Here is a 17,861-nt window from a genome sequence, read left to right on the forward strand (position 1 = left end):
CTTGGTTGTTGCTACAGTAGCGGGGCGTGCCGGGGGTCCGGTGCGCCCTGCTTTTATTTGACCATGAGGCGGCACGCAGCCATGCGCGTGCGGACACCACGCCCAGATTGAGCGCGAGGATGCCCTATGGCCCAGCATGCCACTGACAATATCGAAATGATGCCCGATAGCCCTGTTGCTCGCGAGGACCTGGGCGCGGGCGGCACCTCCCGCGGCGCCGGCGCTCGCTCGCCGCTGTTCTGGAAAGTCCTGCTGCTTTCGGTGGCAGTCGTCTGGGGCTACTCCTTTACGACCATGAAGGACGCGCTCGACACCATTCCGGTGTTCGAACTGCTCTACGTGCGCTTTCTGCCTGCGGCGTTGGTCATGTTTTTCATCTTCCACAAGCGCATCATCGCGCACCTCAACGCCCGCAACCTTATCGTCGGACTTGGCATGGGCGCACTTATGTGGGCCGCCTACGCCCTGCAGACAGTCGGTCTGGCGCACACCACGGCGGGCAAGAATGCTTTTTTGACGGGCACGTATTGCATCGTTGTGCCGTTCGCGAGCTATTTTCTGAGCGGCGAAAAACTCACCCGCTATAACCTGGGCGCGGCGCTGCTGTGCTTGGCGGGCATTGGCTTGGTGGCGCTCGATAGCGTTGAATTCAACATCGGTGATGTCATTACGCTGGCGGGTGCGGTCTTTTTCGCCATCCAGATGGCGGTGACTGCCAAGTACGGTCGCAAAATGGACATCAACGTCATCACGTTTTGGATGTTTGTGGGCAACGGCGTGCTGAGCCTGGCAACGTCGCTGCTATTCGAGACCCAAGCGCCTCTGTCCGTGTGGGCGCCGAGCTTTATCAGCGCGATGGCGTTTCTCTCGGTTGGTTGCACATGCGCGGCTCTGCTCATCCAAAACGTCGGCCTGGCGCATGTCTCGGCCTCGACGGGCTCACTGCTCCTTTCGATGGAGTCGCCTTCGGGCGTGCTGTTCTCGGTGCTGCTGATGGGGGAGGCGCTCACCTCGCGCCTGCTCGCCGGCTTCGCGCTCATCTTTCTTTCGATTATCTTGAGCGAGACGCATTTCGATTTCTTGCGCCGAAAATCACACCCGCAATTGTAAACAACTTGTTGCGCCGCCCTCCCAGGGCGGCATTTTTATGTCATGCCCTTACAGTTGTACCTTGCACTTTACGCTATCAAAGTGCGTGCTGCAAAAACGTTACTGGAGGGCTTCTATGGCATCAGCTCTGTCCGATTTTCAACCGCAACCAGCGCCCCAGGCCACCGCGGCGGCGCAGGCCGCTATCGGTGACGGTCTTGTCGCAGAAGCTCAGGCTTTTGCAGACGAGCTCGCTGCATGGCGACACGATCTACACCAGATGCCCGAGCTGGGTAACAATCTTCCGTAGACGTCTGCCTATATCCAGGCACGTCTGGACGAGATGGACATCCCCCATACCACGCTAGTCGACGGTTCCTGCGTCGTTGGCCTGATCGGTGCCGGTGCGGCCGCTCAGGGCAATGGCACGTGCAAGGACGAGCAGGCCGGAACGGTCGTCATGCTCCGAGGCGATATGGATGCCCTTCCCGTTGTCGAGGAATCCGGCGAGCCCTTTGCATCCACCAATGGCTGCATGCATGCTTGCGGTCACGATATGCACGCGACGGCCCTGCTTGGTGCGGCGCGCCTGCTCAAGGCCCGCGAGGCCGAGCTTGTGGAGGCCAACGCTACCGTCAAGTTGCTGTTCCAGCCGGGCGAGGAGACCTTTGAGGGAGCACGCGCTGCCATCGCCGACGGCTTGCTCGAGAACCCGCGCCCTCAGGCGGCCTTTGCCATGCATGTCAACAGCCAGTCGCCGCTTGGCCTGGTGCTCTACGGCAGCCCGGCGCTCTCGGGTGTGTACGGTTTCCGCATCACGCTCCAGGGCAAGGGCGGCCACGGTTCCAGCCCCGAGATCTGCATCGACCCCATCACGGCCGGCGTCCACGTGCACCTGGCGCTCCAGGAGCTTATCTCCCGCGAGGTGCCGGCGGCCAAGGAAGTCGCACTTACCGTTGGTAAGTTCGCCGGCGGCTTGGCGGCCAACGTCATCCCCGACACCTGCGTGCTCGAGGGAACGCTGCGCGGCTTTGATGTTGAGCTCATGGCTCACCTAAAGACCCGCATCGCGGAGGTCGTTAACGGCGTTGCTACGACCTATCGTACGCCGGCGACCATCGAGACGCTTTCGGATGTTCCGCCGCTTGTACTCGACAGCGATATGACTCAGGCGTCGCTTGGCTACGTGGGCGCAGTGCTGCCCAAGGCGGCTTTCTTGCCGCTTTTCCATGCCATGGCGAGTGAGGACTTTGCGCTTATCTCGAGCGAGATTCCGAGTGCGTACTTTACCGTGGGCGCGGCCGTAACCGACACGGACGAACACTTTGCCCAGCACCATCCCAAGGCACGTTTTAACGATGCCGAGCTGCCGCTCGGTGCCGCGGCCTATACCGCCGTCGCTTTGGGCTATATCGCCGACCACCGGTAGCACCCAACCTTGCCTTTCAAGCCTGCGGGCATGGCCGTAAGGCCTATGCCCTTGTCTTTCAAGGCAATCTTGGGCACTACCGGCGCCCGGCGCCGGCTATCCGTCTGTTAAATAAGGAGCAGTATGTCCCAGCAGCGTAAGTTCTTCCCCGGCTGGCTCGTGGTGACCTCCGGCTTCGTGATCATGGCCACGTGCTACACGATTTTCGTCAACTGCATGAGCCTGTTCCAGCCGCTGATCGTCAGCGACCTGGGCATTTCCCTTGCGCAGTACAACATCTCCAATGCCATCTCCACCGTGGTGAGTGTCGTGGGTTCGCTCGTTATCGGCCATGTTGCCGATAAGGTGAGTGGCCGCATATTGGGCTCGCTCACCGTTATCGCTACCTCGGCGGTGCTTGCTGGCATGAGCTTTGTCGGTGAGCTGTGGCAGGTCTACGTGCTCTTTGCCGTTTCGGGCTGCTTCGCTGTGGCCTCGACCCGCCTGCTCATCAGCCTAGTGACCGCCAACTGGTTTACCGCCAAGCGAGGCCTTGCCATCTCCATCGCACTTTCGGGCTCGGGCTTTGGCGGCGCTATTCTCTCGCCGATCGTGAGCTCGCTTATCGTGAGTGTGGGCTGGCGCTCTGCGTTCCTGGTACTCGCTGCCGTCTGCATTGTGGCGGCACTGCCCATCACGGCCTATTCCTTCCGCACCAAGCCTTCCGAGATCGGCCTTAAGCCGCTCGGCGAGAACCCGGGCGATCCGTCCGTCTCGACGGCTGGCGACAAGGACGAGCACACGGTGCCCGAGGTTAGCGTCGGCTGGTCTCGTATCAAGAAGAGCCCGGCGTTTTGGCTGCTTATCGTCGCCTTTCTCTTTATGGGCTTGGTCAATGGCGCCATCCTGCCCAACCAGGTCACCAACATGACGAGCGTTACCGTCAACGGTGCCAAGATCGTCACGGGCGGTCACGATCCCATGTGGGCCGGTACGGTGCTTTCGGCCTATATGGTCACCGTCGTTATCGCCAAGATTTCGCTCGGCGCCATCTACGATCGCTTTGGCCTGCGTTTTGGCAACGTGCTGGGATCCGTTGCGTGCATTATCGCTTGCGTTGCTCTGTGCTTCCCCGCGACCGATCTTGGTCCTATTGTGGCCGCCGTGAGCTTTGGTATCGGAACGTGCATGGGCACCATCACGCCTACTATCGCCGCGTCCAAGCAGTTTGGCATGGCCGACCTCGGCAAGGTCACGGGCACCATCACCTCGCTCGAGATGGTCGGCGGCACCGTGGGCGCCATTGTCTCGGGCGTGCTGTTCGATGCCACAGGCTCCTTTGCGAGCACCTGGATTGTGTGCCTGGCGTGCTCCGTGGTCATGCTCGTATTCCTGCTGACCTCGGAGCCCATCGCCGCCAAGCTGCGCGCGAGCGTGGCGGGGGAGTAGACGTCCGTCGCTCTTTTCTGTTCGCCCCGTTCTGTCCGTGGCCGCCTTGGAAGCCGAATGGATGCTCGTACCATCATTCGGTTTCCAAGGCGGCCACGGGCCTACGAAATGATCCCTTTTCCTCCGCCCCCAAGGGATCACGTGATCCGAAGGGGACGGAGAAAAAGGGATCACAAACAGCGGCGGCGCGTCTGGCCGAACGAGTCCCCATACCCTCGTTCGGTCAGACGCGCCGCCGCTGTTTGCGTTTGTGCCGTATAATGACCGTTACCTATGACGCGATACAAAAGAAAGGTGTTTGCCCATGCAGGCACAGAAGGCGGAGGGAACCCGCGACCTTATCGGCGCCGAGATGCGCGCCTGGCAAAAGATGCAGCAGATTGCTGCCGGCGTGTTCGAGCCGTTTGGCTTTAAGCCCATCGAGACGCCCGCGATCGAGCAGGTGGACGTTTTTGTCCACGGCATCGGCCAGTCGACCGACGTCGTGCGCAAGGAGATGTTCCGCGTCTTTAGCGGCGCCAACTTGGAGCGCGTTTTTACCGAGGGCACCGACACCAAACTCAAGCCCAAGCAGCGCCTGGCACTTCGCCCCGAGGGCACGGCCGGTGTGGTGCGCGCCGTCGTGGAGAACAATCTGGTGCCCCAGGGCTCCACGCCGTTTAAGGCGTACTACGCCGAGGCCATGTTCCGTGGCGAGCGTCCCCAGAAGGGTCGCCTGCGCCAGTTCCACCAGGTGGGCATCGAGTGGCTCGGCGCTCCCGATCCGGCAGCAGACGCCGAGTGCATCATCATGCTCATGGAGTTCTACAAGCGCCTGGGCTTCGATCTTTCCAAGCTCCGTCTGCTCATCAACTCGATGGGTGACGCCCAGTGCCGTCCGGCTTACCGCGAGCAGGTCAAGCAGTTTATCCTCGATCACGCCGACGAGATGTGCGACGAGTGCCGCGAGCGCGCCGAGCTCAACCCGCTGCGCGCCTTCGACTGCAAGAACGACCATTGCCGCGAGATCATGGCCGACGCCCCGCTGATGGGTGACAACCTGTGCGACGAGTGCCGCGAGCACTACGAGCAGGTCAAGCGCTATCTGGATGCGGCGGGTATCGAGTATGTCGAGGATCCCACCTTGGTGCGTGGCCTGGACTACTACACCCGTACCGTCTTTGAGGTCGAGGCTCCCGGCGCCGGCGTCGGCTCCATCGGTGGCGGCGGTCGCTATGACGGCTTGGTCGAGCTCGAGGGCGGCAAGCCCACGGCAGGCGTCGGCTTCGCTGTCGGTTTTGAGCGTGCGCTGCTGGCCCTTCAGGCATTCGGTAACGACTTGGGTGCCGAGGAGGCCCCGTGCGTCTATGTCGCCAATGCCGGCAAGGAGCTGCGCCAGAACGTCTTTGCCATCACGCAGGAGCTTCGCGCTGCAGGGATTGTGACCGAGGCCGACTATCAGGGCCGTTCGCTCAAGGCCCAGTTTAAGCAGGCCGATAAGGTAGGCGCCAAGCTCATCCTAGTCCTGGGCGGCGACGAGCTTGCCGCCGGCAAGGTCAAGGTGCGCGACATGGAGAGCCATGAAGAGGTCCTTGCCGATCTGGCCAACGTCGTCGAGGCGGTTCGCGAGCGCCTGTAGCGCATCTTTTTGAGCTTCGGGCCTGCTAACGTGCCCTGCTCATGGAGAGCGATTGTTACGGGGGTGTTTCGCTTTTATGCGGAATGCCCCCGTTTACGTATGCCGCCCACCGAGAAATACGACCATTTAGGGCAAAAACCTTTGCAATGCAGAAAATACTTTTGTGTGGTAAAGCGCAATCAGTGTCGAAAGTATTTCTCAAGCGCCTATAATGAATACCGCATGTTACGTGCATAGAAGGAGGAATGGGAGGAAACGTGGCTGAGAACCTAAGCAACCAGTCTGTACCCGAAGCCGCGGCGCGCGTCGCTGCCGTGGTCAACCGCCTCGTTAACCGAATCGGCTCGAATGCCGAGTCCAGGGAGCGTCTCGCCGAGATCGAGATCCCCGAGGAGCTGCGCGACAATCTGGCGCTGTTCTTGCGCCTGGAGCGCCGTGTGCTTAGCGAGTATGATCCCGAGATCGCGGACCTGTTCGACAAGATTTTGACAGCCGAGATTGTGGTCAATGCCGGCAACCCCGGTACCTGCGCTGCCGACGAAGCCGTCGACGAGCAGGGCGTGCCCACCGCCGACGAGCCCACTGCCGTGGCATTTCGTGAGGTCGTCGATTTGATCGACAGCCTGCCGCTCGATAAGCAGCAGGTCATCGTTCGCGCCTTTACGAGCTTTTTCCATCTGGCAAACCTGTCGGAGGAGAACTACCGTGTGGCGCAGCTGCGCGAGCGCGAGGCCGGTGCGTCGACCGATACCGAGGTCGATCCTGCCAACGAGCTTACCGTTGCCTATCACCAGCTGGTGAATGAGCTGGGTGTCGAGGGTGCCAACGAGCTGCTCGACAAGCTCGAGTTCCACCCTGTCTTTACCGCACATCCCACCGAGGCCCGTCGTAAGGCCGTCGAGGGCAAGATCCGCCGTATCTCCAACCTGCTGGAGGAGCGTCCGCGTCTGGGCGGCTCCGACCTGGTGGAGAACGAGCGCCATATGCTGCAGGAGATCGACGCCCTGGTGCGTACGAGTCCCATCGCGCTCAAGAAGCCCACGCCGGTCGAGGAAGCCGATACCATCATCGACATCTTCGATAACACGCTGTTCGACGTTATCCCCGTTATCTATCGTCGTTTTGACGATTGGGTGCTGGGCGACAAGGCCGGTACTGTGCCGCCGCTGTGCCCGGCGTTCTTCCATCCCGGCAGCTGGATCGGTTCCGACCGCGACGGTAACCCCAACGTCACCGCCAAGGTGAGCCGTGAGGTCGCCGCCAAGTACTTTACGCACATGGTGCTCAAGCTCGAGGACAAGTGCCGCCACATCGGCCGCAACCTCACGCTCGAGGCTACCTACAGCAAGCCGTCGGCCGAGCTCATTAACCTGTGGAACCATCAGGTCGAGATGAGCCCTCGTTACACGGCCCGCGCCGAGCTGATCTCCGAGCACGAGCCGCATCGCGCCGTCATGCTCGTCATGGCCGACCGCCTGAACGCCACCGTCCGTCGTATCACCGACACCATGTACCACAGCGCCGACGAGTTCCTGGATGACCTGCGCGTCGTCCAGCGTTCGCTGGCCGCCTGCGGTGCCGTCCGTGCTGCCTACGGTCCGGTGCAGACCATCATCTGGCAGGTCGAGTCCTTCGGCTTCCATATGGTCGAGATGGAGTTCCGTCAGCACTCCGTGGTGCATGCCCGCGCCCTTAAGGATATCCACGAGAACGGTATCCATGGCGACCTGCAGCCCATGACGCGCGAGGTCATCGATACCTTCCGCGCTATCGGCTCCATCCAAAAGCGCTACGGCAAGAAGATGGCGCACCGCTACATCATCTCGTTCACCAAGAGCGCTCAGCATGTGGCCGACGTCTTTGAGCTGGCGCACCTGTCCTTTGCACACGAGGAGGATGTCCCCGAGCTCGACGTGATCCCGTTGTTCGAGCAGCTCGAGGACCTCGAGGGCTGCGTCGACGTGCTCGATCAGATGCTTACGCTGCCCGTGGTGCAAAAGCGCCTTGCCCAGACCAACCGCCGCATGGAGGTTATGCTGGGCTACTCCGATTCCTCCAAGGACGCCGGTCCTACCACGGCCATGCTCGCGCTGCACTCCGCGCAGGAGCGCATCGCCAAGTGGGCCGAGAAGAACAATATCGACCTGGTGCTCATGCACGGTCGCGGCGGTGCCGTGGGCCGTGGCGGCGGCCCGGCCAACAAGGCCGTGCTGGCGCAGCCCAAGGGTTCGGTCAACTGCTTCTTTAAGCTCACCGAGCAGGGCGAGGTCATCTTTGCCCGTTACGGCAACCGCACGCTGGCTCAGCGCCATGTTGAGTCCGTTGCCGCCGCAACGCTTTTGCAGTCGGCCCCGAGTGTCGAGAAGACCAACACCGAGACCACGCAGAAGTTCTGGGGTATGGCCGAGAAGCTCAACACCGCAAGCCACGAGCGCTATCTGGACCTGCTGAACACCGAGGACTTTACACCGTGGTTCTCGACCGTGACGCCGCTGACCGAGGTCGGTCTGCTGCCGATCGGCTCGCGTCCCGCCAAGCGCGGCTTGGGTGCCAAGTCGCTCGACGACCTGCGTACCATTCCGTGGATCTTCAGCTGGAGCCAGGCGCGCATTAACCTGGCCGCTTGGTACGGCCTGGGCACCGCCTGCGAGCAGCTTGGCGATCTTGACCAGCTCAAGGCTGCCTACCAGGAGTGGCCGTTCTTCCGCACGTTCATCGACAACATCGAGATGTCGATCGCCAAGACCGATCAGCGCATCGCCAAGATGTATCTGCACCTGGGCGACCGCGATGATTTGTCCGAGAAGGTCTTCACCGAGATGCAGCTCACGCGTAAGTGGGTCCTTGCCATCGTCGGTGACGAGTGGCCGCTGCAGCGCCGCCGCGTGCTCGGCTGCGCCGTTCGCGTGCGTAACCCCTACGTCGACGCCCTGTCCATCGCCCAGGTCCGCGCCCTTCGCGAGGTGCGTATGAACCAGGACGAGATGGCCGAGGAGAAGAAGGCCGAATACATGAGCCTGATTCTTTCGACTGTGACCGGCGTCTCGGCAGGATTGCAGAACACGGGGTAATCGATAGCCCTGTGACTCTCACCGGGACCCGACGGGTTTCCCCCTGAATGCGTCCTCGCACTTGAAGCCCCCTTATCCTGCTCCTTCGGAGCTGCGGATAAGGGGGCTTCGTGCTGCGGAATGCATTCAGAGGGAAACCCATCGGTCCCTTCGTCCTCGGTCTTCTGGGATTAAAGTTGAAGGGAATAAGGCGCGCTTTGCGCCTTACAGCTGTGACGGCTGCGGTTCCGTTTGGGGTCGCGGCCGTTTTGTTGTGGGTCAAATATGAACGTTGTGTTAATGAATCGGTGGACGGTGGTGTTTTTCGGTGAGCGGCGTATCCTTCCAACGGTTTATCTAGTGTGTCAGTTGAAAGGAAGAGGGCGCTCGTCATTGTTTGAATGTGAACTGCCGTTTGACCACAAGACGTTGCATCTGGAGCTCGAGGATAAGAACTTCGCGGGTGTGATGGAAGGTCATCAAAACGAGTTTAAGACTACAAAATCGCAGGAAGAGCTTGTGGAGGAGTCGCTTGCCAACCCTTATGGCTCGCCTTCGCTCGAGGAGCTTTGTGCTGGCAAGAAGGATATCGTCATCATTAGCTCCGACCATACGCGCCCCGTTCCCTCGCGTGTGACGATGCCTATTCTGCTGCATCACATCCATTCCGCTGCGCCTGAGGCGCGCGTTCGCATTCTGGTTGCTACGGGTATGCATCGTCCGTCGACGCACGAGGAGCTCGTCAACAAGTATGGCGAGGAGATCGTTGCCAACGAGGAAATCGTTATGCATGTCGCGACTGACGACAGCATGATGAAAAAGATCGGCACCCTGCCTTCTGGTGGCGAGTGCATCATCAACAAGATTGCCGCCGATTGCGATCTGCTGCTTGCCGAGGGCTTTATTGAGCCGCACTTCTTTGCCGGTTTCTCTGGCAGCCGCAAGTCCGTCCTGCCTGGCATTGCCAGCTACAAGACCATCATGTACAACCACAACGGTCAGTTTGTGAACGATTCCCACTCGCGTGCCGGCAACCTGTGCCACAACCACGTGAGCGAGGACATGTTTGCCGCTGCCGAGATGGCTCACCTTGCCTTTGTGCTCAACGTGGTGCTCAACGGCAAGCACGAGGTCATCGGCTCCTTTGCCGGCGACATCCATAAGGCGCACGAGGCTGGCTGCGAGTTCGTGAAGAGCCTTGCCGGCGTTGAGCCCGTCGAGTGCGAGATTGCCATTACCACCAACGGCGGCTACCCGCTCGACCAGAACATCTATCAGGCCGTGAAGGGCATGTGCTCTGCAGAGGCCACACTTCCCGAGGGCGGCGTGATCATCGATGTCGCCGGTTGTGCCGACGGTCACGGTGGCGAGGGCTTCTATCACAACATCGCCGACAATGATCCGGCAGAGTTTGAGCGCGCCTGCATCGACCGTCCTAAGGACGAGACCCTGCCCGACCAGTGGACGAGCCAGATCTTTGCCCGCATCCTGGCGCATCACCCTGTGATCATGGTTACCGACCTGTGCGATCACCAGATGATCAAGGATATGCACATGACGCCGGTCAACACTATCGAGGAGGCGCTCAAGCTCGCCTTTGAGATGAAGGGTGCCGATGCCAAGGTGGCCGTCATTCCTGATGGCCTGGGCGTTGTCGTCGCTCAGCACTAGTACGCGGCCTAAACGAATCGTTTATAACCGACAAGAAAGATAAGGTTTTATGCTTACCAAACTCCTCTGCGAATTCGGCGCAACGGCCCTCATGATCATCTTTGGCGTGGGCGTGCACTGCGATACCGTGCTTAAGGGCACCAAGTATCAGGGCTCCGGCCACATGTTTGCCATCACCACCTGGTCTTTTGGCATCTCGGTTGCTCTGTTTATCTTTGGCGGCGCCGTGTGCATGAACCCTGCCATGGTGCTTGCCCAGTGCATCGTCGGCCTGGTGCCGTGGAGCAGCTGCATCCCCTTCATGGTTGCTGATATGCTCGGCGGTTTTGCGGGTGCCGTGATCGCGTGGTTGATGTATGCCGATGAGTTCAAGGCTTCCGATGGTGTCATCGATCCCATTGCTCAGCGCAACATCTTCTCGACCAACCCCACCACCGAGGGCACCAACTATGCCCGCAACTTCTTCTGCGAGGCTATCTGCACCTTCGTGTTCATCAGCGCCATCCTTGCTGCTGCTAACCGTGCTGGCGAGAACGTTCTGATGCTCGCCATCTGCGTCGGTCTGATCGTTTGGGCTGTTGGCATGGGCATGGGCGGCATCACCGGCTTCGCCATGAACCAGGCTCGTGACCTTGGTCCTCGCATGGCCTATCAGGTGCTGCCGATCAAGAACAAGGCTGACAACAACTGGAAGTACGGCCTGCTCGTTCCTGGCATCGCTCCGTTTGTCGGTGCCGCTCTGGCCGCGCTGTTTGTGCACGGTTTCTTGGGCATGTTCTAGTCTGAGGCTACATAGTTGTCCGCTGGCCGCATGGGGTAACTTCCCAGCGCGTCCTCGGACATGAAAGAACCCCCGCTGCGCACTTCGTGCGGCGGGGGTTCTTTCGTCCTGCGGAATGCGCTGGGAAGTTACCCCATGCGGACAGCTGCGGGATCTTGGCCGCGTTGGAACAAGCAGCCCAACATATAAATCTGAATTTGGATTTGGATGGGAGGGGCTTGTTGCTGTTGGGGGCGGTGAAGCGCGAGTGACACTTTGGGATGCGTGGCGGCCTGGGTTGGGGCGATGCTTTGGGATGAGGTTCTTACTTAGTTGAAGAGGGGTTTTATGGCTGAGAGGTAGTCTTTGGCTACGTCCTCTTTTGGGGCTTGGAAGTTGTGCCAGGCCCACCATTGGACCATTCCTACGAAGCTTGAGGCTATGTGGTGTAGTAGGAAGCTGCGGTCCATGGTGCTGGCGGGGCCCGTGGGGTCGGCGGAGACGGTTTCGGCTGCGCGCGACATGATGGTCTTGCGGAGACAGTCGGCGAAGACGCGTGAGCCGGCGCCGGCTACGAGGGCTCGAACGCCCTGACGGCGTTCCCAGAGGTTGTTGAGGATATGCTCGACTTGCACGAGTGGGTCGTCGAGCGGTGTGCCATCGTCGTCGAGGACGTGGGTGCAGATGTCGCTCACGAGCTCGGACAGTAGGTCGTCCTTGCTCTTAAAGAGACCGTAGAATGTCGCACGGCCTACGTGAGCGCGCGCGATGATGTCGCCGACGGTAATCTTGCCGTAGTCCTCTTCGCGTAGCAGCTCGGAGAACGCCGCAACGATGGCGGCGCGGCTTTTTGCCTTGCGGGCATCCATGGCTATGCATCCACGTGAACGAGCAGACAGCGGAGCGTGCCGGAGCAACCCTCGTAGGGGCGCTTGCCGGCGCCGTAGCCGACGGCTTCGATGCGGTAGCGTGGGGGCAGTTGGTCGGACGTGCGCAGAGCAGTGACGATGGCGGCGCCCGTGGGCGTCACGAGCTCGCCGGCGACCGGTGCAGGCGTGAGGGCGATATTGCCCGCCTGGCACAGGTTGACGACAGCGGGGACGGGAATGGGCATAAGGCCGTGGGCACAGCGGATGGTTCCGTGGCCCTCGGAGAGCGACTCGACGACAATATCTTCGATGCCCAGGTCATCGAGGCAGATGGCGACCGAGCAGATGTCAACGATGGAGTCGACGGCGCCCACCTCGTGAAACAGGACGGTGTCGGGCGTTTTGCCGTGAGCCTTGGCCTCGGCAGCAGCGAGTACGGAAAAAATGGCGAGGGCGCGACGCTTGGCGCCATCGCTTAGCTGCGAGCCGTCGATGATGGCGGTGACGTCCGCCAAAGAACGGTGGTGATGGTGGTGGGCATGATGGTGACCCTCGTGACCATGGCCGTGGGCCTCATGGTCATGGTCGTGTGTGTGCTCGTGTTCGTGCTCGCCATGGCCATGATGGTGGTGCTCGTGCTCATGTGTGTGCTCGGCAGCCGCTTCGTTGCCGTAGAGCCAGGCCATATCGTGATCGTGGTTCTCGAGCGCCTCTGCAAGCTGGACGTCAAAATCGCAGGCGTCGATGCCATGCTTGTTTACGCGCGTAACGGCAATCTCAAAGCCGTCGACCGGCAGCGTAGCGAGCTGTTCGCGCAGGTGCTCCTCGCTGGCGCCCAGGTCGAGCAGGGCCGCGACAGTCATGTCGCCGCTGATGCCCGAGGTGCCGTCGATGATAAGCGTGTGCTGATGGTTGGACATGGAATGCTCCTTAACGGGCGCAGGGCGTGCCGGCGTTCAGATGATTGATAAGACTTGCCTGGTAGGCGGCACCAAAGCCGTTGTCGATATTGACGACCGCAACGCCACTGGCACAGGAGTTGAGCATGGCGAGCAGCGCGGCTACGCCACCAAAGCTCGCGCCGTAGCCCACGCTGGTGGGAACGGCAATGACCGGACAGCTCACCAGACCGCCGATAACGCTCGCCAACGCGCCCTCCATGCCGGCGATGGCAATGACCACCTGTGCCTGGGCGAGTTCCTCGGCATGCGCGAGCAGGCGGTGCAGGCCGGCGACGCCTACGTCGTAGAGGCGGTCGACCTCGTTGCCATAGAACTCGGCCGTCAACGCGGCTTCTTCGGCGACGGGCAGGTCGCTCGTGCCGGCGCAGGCGACAACGATGCGTCCGTTGCCGGTAGGGGAGGGCTTGCCGCCCACGAGGGCGAGCTGGGCGTCCGGGACATACCCCAGGTCGCTGTCGTTGCCGAGAAGCTCAGCGGTGTGCGTGGCTTTTTCGGCATCCAGGCGCGTGACCAGGATGCGCTCCTGGCCGGCATCGCGCAGCGCTTCGATAATGGCGGCAATTTGCTCGGCGGTTTTACCGGCACCGTAGACAACCTCGCCGGCTCCCTGGCGCACTCCGCGCGAAAGATCGAGCTGTGCAAAACCCAGATCGGCGGTTGGCGCCGTTTGGATGCGCGTGAGGGCGACTGCCGGGGTGACTGCTCCGCCGGCAACATCGCTCAGCAATTGCTCAAGATCTTGCTTATCCATATATGTTCCCTTCGACGGCGCAAAGTCTAGCACTCAAAGGGTATGTTTCCGAACACTAAGACAAAATTGTTCGGAAACTATAGGACAGACTGATTCAATTGTTAGACGGATCGGCTAGTCACGCAGGATGATGTCCATGGCGAGCATCAGGTTGCGCTCGTCGATGGCAAACGGGGCGGCTTCGCGCGTCTTGGGCTTGGCGCAAAACGCGATGCCCGTGCCCGCAGCCTGAATCATGGGGATGTCGTTGGCGCCGTCGCCGATCGCGACGGTATGGGCCATGTCGACACCGCACTCAACTGCCCAGTCCAGCAGCTGGATGAGCTTGGACTCCTTGGTTACAATGTCTGCCGCCAGCTTGCCGGTGAGCTTGCCGTCCACGACCTCCAGGCGGTTAGCGAGGCAAAAGTCGATGCCCGCGGCGGCCACGATCTTATCGGCGACCTCGTGAAAGCCGCCGCTTACCACGCCGACCTTCCAGCCCTTGCTGTGCGCCGAGCGCACAAGCTCCAGCGCGCCGGGGGTAAACGTCACGCGCTCAAAGGTGCGCTCGAACACGCTCTCGTCCAAGCCGGCAAGCAGCCCCACGCGTTCCTCGAGCGCCTGCTTAAAGTCGAGCTCGCCGCGCATGGCGCGCTCGGTGATCTTCGCCACTTGCTCGCCTACGCCGGCCTCCTCGCCCAACAGGTCGATGACCTCCTGGTTGATGAGCGTGGAGTCGATATCCATAACAATGAGCCGTGCAGTCATGACGGGCCTTTCCAAGTGCTGTTTTATTGGGGCATATTGTCGCACGTGACGCGTGCAGACGGGTGCCGCGACGCATCAATTGTTTCGTCTCCGTCAAGTCTTTGGGCAGGAGCCACTTTTCCGCGGCACATCGACACAGGTGCGATAAGATAGAACGCCATGTCTGGCTGCGCGGTTTACGCAGGCTGGGCAAATCTGTACGACGCCGCCCGGAACGACACGGGGCGGCACAGATCCATAAAGGAGGATCACTGGTATGAGCCAGACCCGTCCCATCGATGAGCATTCCATGCACACCCGTACCTGCGGCGAGCTTCGCTTCGAGAACGTGGGCGAAGAGGTCACCCTCACCGGTTGGGTGAGTCGTCGCCGCGACCACGGCGGCCTTATCTTCTGCGACCTTCGTGACCGCGAGGGCATCACGCAGCTCACCTTCGACCCCGAGCACTCCGACGGCGATGCCTTTAAGATCGCCGAGACCATGCGTCCCGAGTGGCCCATCAAGATCCACGGCGTCGTGCGCGCTCGTGGTGAGGAGACCACCAACACCAAGCTCGCGACCGGCGAGATCGAGGTCCTGACCGACCACGCCGAGGTGCTCAACACGTCCGTCACCCCGCCGTTCCAGATCGAGGACGGCATCGAGACGAGCGAGGACACCCGCCTGCGCTATCGCTATCTGGACCTCCGTCGTCCCGAGATGATGGCCAACCTCAAGCTGCGCTCCGACTTTACCTTTGCCATTCGGGAGGCGCTGCACAACCGTGAGTTCATGGAGGTCGAGACGCCCTCCCTGTTCAAGTCCACGCCCGAGGGCGCTCGCGACTTCATCGTTCCCAGCCGTATTCAGCCGGGTAACTTCTACGCCCTGCCGCAGTCCCCGCAGCTCCTGAAGCAGCTGCTCATGGTCGGTGGCGTCGAGCGCTACTACCAGGTTGCCAAGTGCTTCCGCGACGAGGACCTGCGTGCCGACCGTCAGCCCGAGTTCACCCAGGTCGATATCGAGATGTCCTTCGTGGACCAGAACGACGTCATGAGCGCGCTCGAGGAGGTCCTGGCCGACGCCTTCGGCCGCATGGGCGTCGAGATGCCCACGCCGCTGCGTCGTATGGACTACTGGGAGGCCATGGACACCTATGGCTCCGACAAGCCCGATACCCGCTATGGCATGCACCTGGTCGACCTGACCGACATCTTCGCCAACTCCAAGTTCAAGGTCTTTGCGACTGCCGCAAACGAGGAGGGCTCTGTCGTCAAGGCCATCAACGCCAAGGGCGCCGGCGCCTGGGCACGTGCCAAGATCGATAAGCTTGCCGGCGTGGCCTCCACGTTTGGCGCCAAGGGCCTGGCCTGGATCGCATTCCGCGAGGACGGCTCCATCAACAGCCCCATCGTCAAGTTCTTCTCGGACGAGGAGATGGCGGCTCTGCGCGAGCGCATGGACGTCGAGCCCGGCGACCTTGTGATGTTCGCCGCCGGCCCGCGCCTGCTCTCCGACGAGATCCTGGGCGGCATGCGTTCTCACATGGCCAACGCACTCGAGATCAAGCGCGAGGGCCACGACTTCCTGTGGGTCGTCAACTTCCCGCTGTTCCACTGGGATGAGGACCGCAAGGCCTATGCCGCCGAGCACCAGCCCTTCACCCTGCCGACCGAGACCGACATCGCCAAGATCGAGGCCGACCCGTTGGCAGCCGGTTCTTGCACCTACGACTTTGTCATGGACGGCTTTGAGGCCGGCGGCGGCGGTATGCGTATCCACAACGCCGAGATGCAGATGTCTATGCTCAAGCTCCTGGGCTTTACCGAGGAGCGCGCCGAGTCTCAGTTTGGCTTCCTCATGGAGGCCCTCAAGTTTGGTGCGCCCCCGATGGGCGGTTTCGCTCTGGGCCTGGACCGCGTGTGCATGCTGCTCACCGGTTCCGACTCCATCCGCGACGTCATGGCGTTCCCCAAGACGGCCAGCGGCTCCGACCTTATGTCGGGCGCTCCGAGTGCCGTTAGCGGCGCCCAGCTCAAGGACGTCAGCCTGCGCCTGATGTAGGCGAGCGGCTACATATTGCCTGTAACGAGGGAAGGACGCGTGCCTTCCCTCGTTTTTTATGCGTGGGTGTTGCGAGGGCATAGGTTGACCGGGCGTCGCGGAAACTACGACCCGGAATTTGCGCCCAAAACGGGTCGCAGTTTCCCAAACAGGGTCCTTTTGGAAACTGCGACCCAGAATCCAGCCAAATAATGGGACGCACTTTCCGGTTGAGCCTTCTGGCGGAAACTGTGTCCCATCATTGACGCTCGAAATGGGATGCGGTTTCCGTCCCACCCTCAACAGGCATCTAACGGTACAATAGCTACCACGTGGCTGGGTTTTGCCGGCCGAATGTGCGATGCCGCGGGAGGGGACATGGTCGAGTTTACAAAGACGATTAAAGATCCGTTGGGACTACATGCCCGCCCGGTTGCGCTGCTCTATGACATCATTGCCAAGCATCGTAGCGACGTGTCAGTCAGCATCGGCGATCGCCACACGGATGGCCGCGATGTCATGGGACTCATGGCTCTCTACGGCGAGTGCGGCGAGGACATCATCTTCCGCGTTTCGGGCGTAGATGAGGCCTCCTGTGTCACATCGATCAGAAATCTCTCGCTTTAAGCATGACAGGGCGTGGTAAAGGATGGTCCTTTGCCGCGCCCTTTTGTTTCGTATAGGAAACTTTTTCGAAATCTGAATGGGGACCCTTTCCAAAAAGTTAACCACGTGTTAGTTTACTAAAGCGAACATAGGCGTGGTTAACTTTTGCTGCGTCGATGTGAAGGACGAACTGACGTTAGGAGCCACTCATGTCTTGCGGACCGCAGATGCCGGCAATGCCGCTTTCGATGGTAAAAGCGGGCGAAACCGTGCGCGTGTCTCGTGTAAAGGGCAATGAGGATATGAAGCACCACCTCAAGGACCTCGGCTTTGTCGAGGGCAGCGAAATTCACGTGGTGAGCTCGAGTGGCGCCAATATCATCGTCACTGTGCTGGGCGCACGCTTTGGTATCGATTCCAAGGTTGCCATGCACATCATGACCGTCGGTTAGTCGACGGTATTTCTGTACGCACTGAAAGGGGGACAAGTAAATGAAGACGTTGGGTGACGTTAAGGTGGGCGAGAGCTCCACCATCGTCAAGCTTCACGGTGAGGGTGCGCTTCGCCGCCACCTTATGGACCTGGGGCTCATCAAGGGCACTTCGTTCAAGGTCGTGAAGGTTGCACCGCTCGGTGATCCGGTCGAGATCAACGTGCGCGGCTACGAGCTTTCCATCCGCAAGGAGGAGGCCGCCGTCGTCGAGGTCCAGTAAGGACTCGCGGCGCATATTTCTGCAGATAAAGTTAGGTTTTTCTAACTTAATGCAGCATCTTTGAAGCACATTATCCAGCCTGCGCGGAGAAAGCAGCGCAGGCACACAAGGAAGAAGGATTGAATGGCGGATTCTCAGATC

15 protein-coding genes are annotated in these 17,861 nt (G+C 60.8%); 11 read left to right on the top strand and 4 right to left on the bottom strand.

The window, feature by feature from the left end; genetic code table 11:
• Positions 1–126: 126 nt before the first annotated feature.
• The 7 genes from AB5Z54_RS04855 (at position 127) to larD (ending at position 11,066) form a co-directional block, all read left to right on the top strand.
• Positions 127–1,110: a DMT family transporter gene (locus AB5Z54_RS04855; RefSeq protein WP_368160573.1), complete on the top strand. Its 984-nt coding sequence runs from the start codon at positions 127–129 to the stop codon at positions 1,108–1,110.
• Positions 1,111–1,411: 301 nt separating this feature from the next.
• Positions 1,412–2,518 carry a M20 family metallopeptidase gene (locus tag AB5Z54_RS04860; protein WP_368160607.1) on the top strand — a complete coding sequence of 369 codons (1,107 nt, stop codon included), beginning with the start codon at positions 1,412–1,414 and terminating at the stop codon, positions 2,516–2,518.
• A 123-nt stretch (positions 2,519–2,641) separates the two neighbouring features.
• The gene (locus AB5Z54_RS04865) at positions 2,642–3,946 is read left to right on the top strand and encodes an MFS transporter (protein WP_368160576.1); all 1,305 of its coding nucleotides are present in this window, start codon (positions 2,642–2,644) and stop codon (positions 3,944–3,946) included.
• 304 nt (positions 3,947–4,250) lie between these two features.
• Positions 4,251–5,564, top strand: coding sequence for a histidine--tRNA ligase (hisS, locus tag AB5Z54_RS04870; RefSeq protein WP_117757833.1), 1,314 nt, complete (start codon positions 4,251–4,253; stop codon positions 5,562–5,564).
• A gap of 257 nt (positions 5,565–5,821) precedes the next feature.
• Positions 5,822–8,635 carry a phosphoenolpyruvate carboxylase gene (locus AB5Z54_RS04875; RefSeq protein WP_438265571.1) on the top strand — a complete coding sequence of 938 codons (2,814 nt, stop codon included), beginning with the start codon at positions 5,822–5,824 and terminating at the stop codon, positions 8,633–8,635.
• Positions 8,636–9,007: 372 nt separating this feature from the next.
• Positions 9,008–10,285 carry a nickel-dependent lactate racemase gene (gene larA, locus AB5Z54_RS04880; RefSeq protein WP_329738554.1) on the top strand — a complete coding sequence of 426 codons (1,278 nt, stop codon included), beginning with the start codon at positions 9,008–9,010 and terminating at the stop codon, positions 10,283–10,285.
• A 49-nt stretch (positions 10,286–10,334) separates the two neighbouring features.
• Positions 10,335–11,066: a D/L-lactic acid transporter LarD gene (gene larD, locus AB5Z54_RS04885; protein WP_349089204.1), complete on the top strand. Its 732-nt coding sequence runs from the start codon at positions 10,335–10,337 to the stop codon at positions 11,064–11,066.
• Positions 11,067–11,374: 308 nt separating this feature from the next.
• Here larD and AB5Z54_RS04890 read toward each other — a convergent pair whose 3' ends face one another.
• The 4 genes from AB5Z54_RS04890 to serB all read right to left on the bottom strand — a co-directional run bounded on the left by AB5Z54_RS04890 (position 11,375) and on the right by serB (position 14,377).
• Positions 11,375–11,914, bottom strand: coding sequence for a TetR/AcrR family transcriptional regulator (locus AB5Z54_RS04890; RefSeq protein WP_368160581.1), 540 nt, complete (start codon positions 11,912–11,914; stop codon positions 11,375–11,377).
• A gap of 2 nt (positions 11,915–11,916) precedes the next feature.
• Complete coding sequence (larC, locus tag AB5Z54_RS04895; RefSeq protein WP_368160584.1) at positions 11,917–12,834, bottom strand: nickel pincer cofactor biosynthesis protein LarC; 918 nt, start codon at positions 12,832–12,834, stop codon at positions 11,917–11,919.
• A 10-nt stretch (positions 12,835–12,844) separates the two neighbouring features.
• Positions 12,845–13,627: a nickel pincer cofactor biosynthesis protein LarB gene (larB, locus tag AB5Z54_RS04900; RefSeq protein ID WP_368160586.1), complete on the bottom strand. Its 783-nt coding sequence runs from the start codon at positions 13,625–13,627 to the stop codon at positions 12,845–12,847.
• Between the two features lie 114 nt (positions 13,628–13,741).
• Positions 13,742–14,377 carry a phosphoserine phosphatase SerB gene (gene serB / locus AB5Z54_RS04905; protein ID WP_055285969.1) on the bottom strand — a complete coding sequence of 212 codons (636 nt, stop codon included), beginning with the start codon at positions 14,375–14,377 and terminating at the stop codon, positions 13,742–13,744.
• A gap of 256 nt (positions 14,378–14,633) precedes the next feature.
• Here serB and aspS point away from each other — a divergent pair, with 256 nt between their 5' ends.
• The 4 genes from aspS (at position 14,634) to AB5Z54_RS04925 (ending at position 17,720) form a co-directional block, all read left to right on the top strand.
• Positions 14,634–16,421, top strand: coding sequence for an aspartate--tRNA ligase (gene aspS / locus AB5Z54_RS04910; protein WP_117770446.1), 1,788 nt, complete (start codon positions 14,634–14,636; stop codon positions 16,419–16,421).
• Between the two features lie 357 nt (positions 16,422–16,778).
• Entirely contained in the window at positions 16,779–17,027 is a 249-nt protein-coding gene (locus AB5Z54_RS04915; RefSeq protein ID WP_022094361.1) for an HPr family phosphocarrier protein, read from the top strand.
• Between the two features lie 188 nt (positions 17,028–17,215).
• On the top strand, positions 17,216–17,458 hold the full coding sequence (locus tag AB5Z54_RS04920) for a FeoA family protein (RefSeq protein WP_040358815.1): 243 nt from the start codon (positions 17,216–17,218) through the stop codon (positions 17,456–17,458).
• A 40-nt stretch (positions 17,459–17,498) separates the two neighbouring features.
• On the top strand, positions 17,499–17,720 hold the full coding sequence (locus tag AB5Z54_RS04925; RefSeq protein ID WP_006234774.1) for a FeoA family protein: 222 nt from the start codon (positions 17,499–17,501) through the stop codon (positions 17,718–17,720).
• Positions 17,721–17,861: the final 141 nt, after the last annotated feature.

Source organism: Collinsella aerofaciens (assembly GCF_040910185.1).
Taxonomy (GTDB): Bacteria; Actinomycetota; Coriobacteriia; order Coriobacteriales; family Coriobacteriaceae; genus Collinsella; species Collinsella aerofaciens_BF.

Coding starts and splice junctions, on each gene's coding strand:
- larD (WP_349089204.1), top strand. CDS start 10,335: ATGCTTACCAAACTCCTCTGCGAATTCGGCGCAACGGCCCTCATGATC.
- AB5Z54_RS04925 (WP_006234774.1), top strand. CDS start 17,499: ATGAAGACGTTGGGTGACGTTAAGGTGGGCGAGAGCTCCACCATCGTC.
- AB5Z54_RS04920 (WP_040358815.1), top strand. CDS start 17,216: ATGTCTTGCGGACCGCAGATGCCGGCAATGCCGCTTTCGATGGTAAAA.
- AB5Z54_RS04915 (WP_022094361.1), top strand. CDS start 16,779: ATGGTCGAGTTTACAAAGACGATTAAAGATCCGTTGGGACTACATGCC.
- AB5Z54_RS04890 (WP_368160581.1), bottom strand. CDS start 11,914: ATGGATGCCCGCAAGGCAAAAAGCCGCGCCGCCATCGTTGCGGCGTTC.
- AB5Z54_RS04865 (WP_368160576.1), top strand. CDS start 2,642: ATGTCCCAGCAGCGTAAGTTCTTCCCCGGCTGGCTCGTGGTGACCTCC.
- larB (WP_368160586.1), bottom strand. CDS start 13,627: ATGGATAAGCAAGATCTTGAGCAATTGCTGAGCGATGTTGCCGGCGGA.
- larC (WP_368160584.1), bottom strand. CDS start 12,834: ATGTCCAACCATCAGCACACGCTTATCATCGACGGCACCTCGGGCATC.
- serB (WP_055285969.1), bottom strand. CDS start 14,377: ATGACTGCACGGCTCATTGTTATGGATATCGACTCCACGCTCATCAAC.
- AB5Z54_RS04855 (WP_368160573.1), top strand. CDS start 127: ATGGCCCAGCATGCCACTGACAATATCGAAATGATGCCCGATAGCCCT.
- hisS (WP_117757833.1), top strand. CDS start 4,251: ATGCAGGCACAGAAGGCGGAGGGAACCCGCGACCTTATCGGCGCCGAG.
- aspS (WP_117770446.1), top strand. CDS start 14,634: ATGAGCCAGACCCGTCCCATCGATGAGCATTCCATGCACACCCGTACC.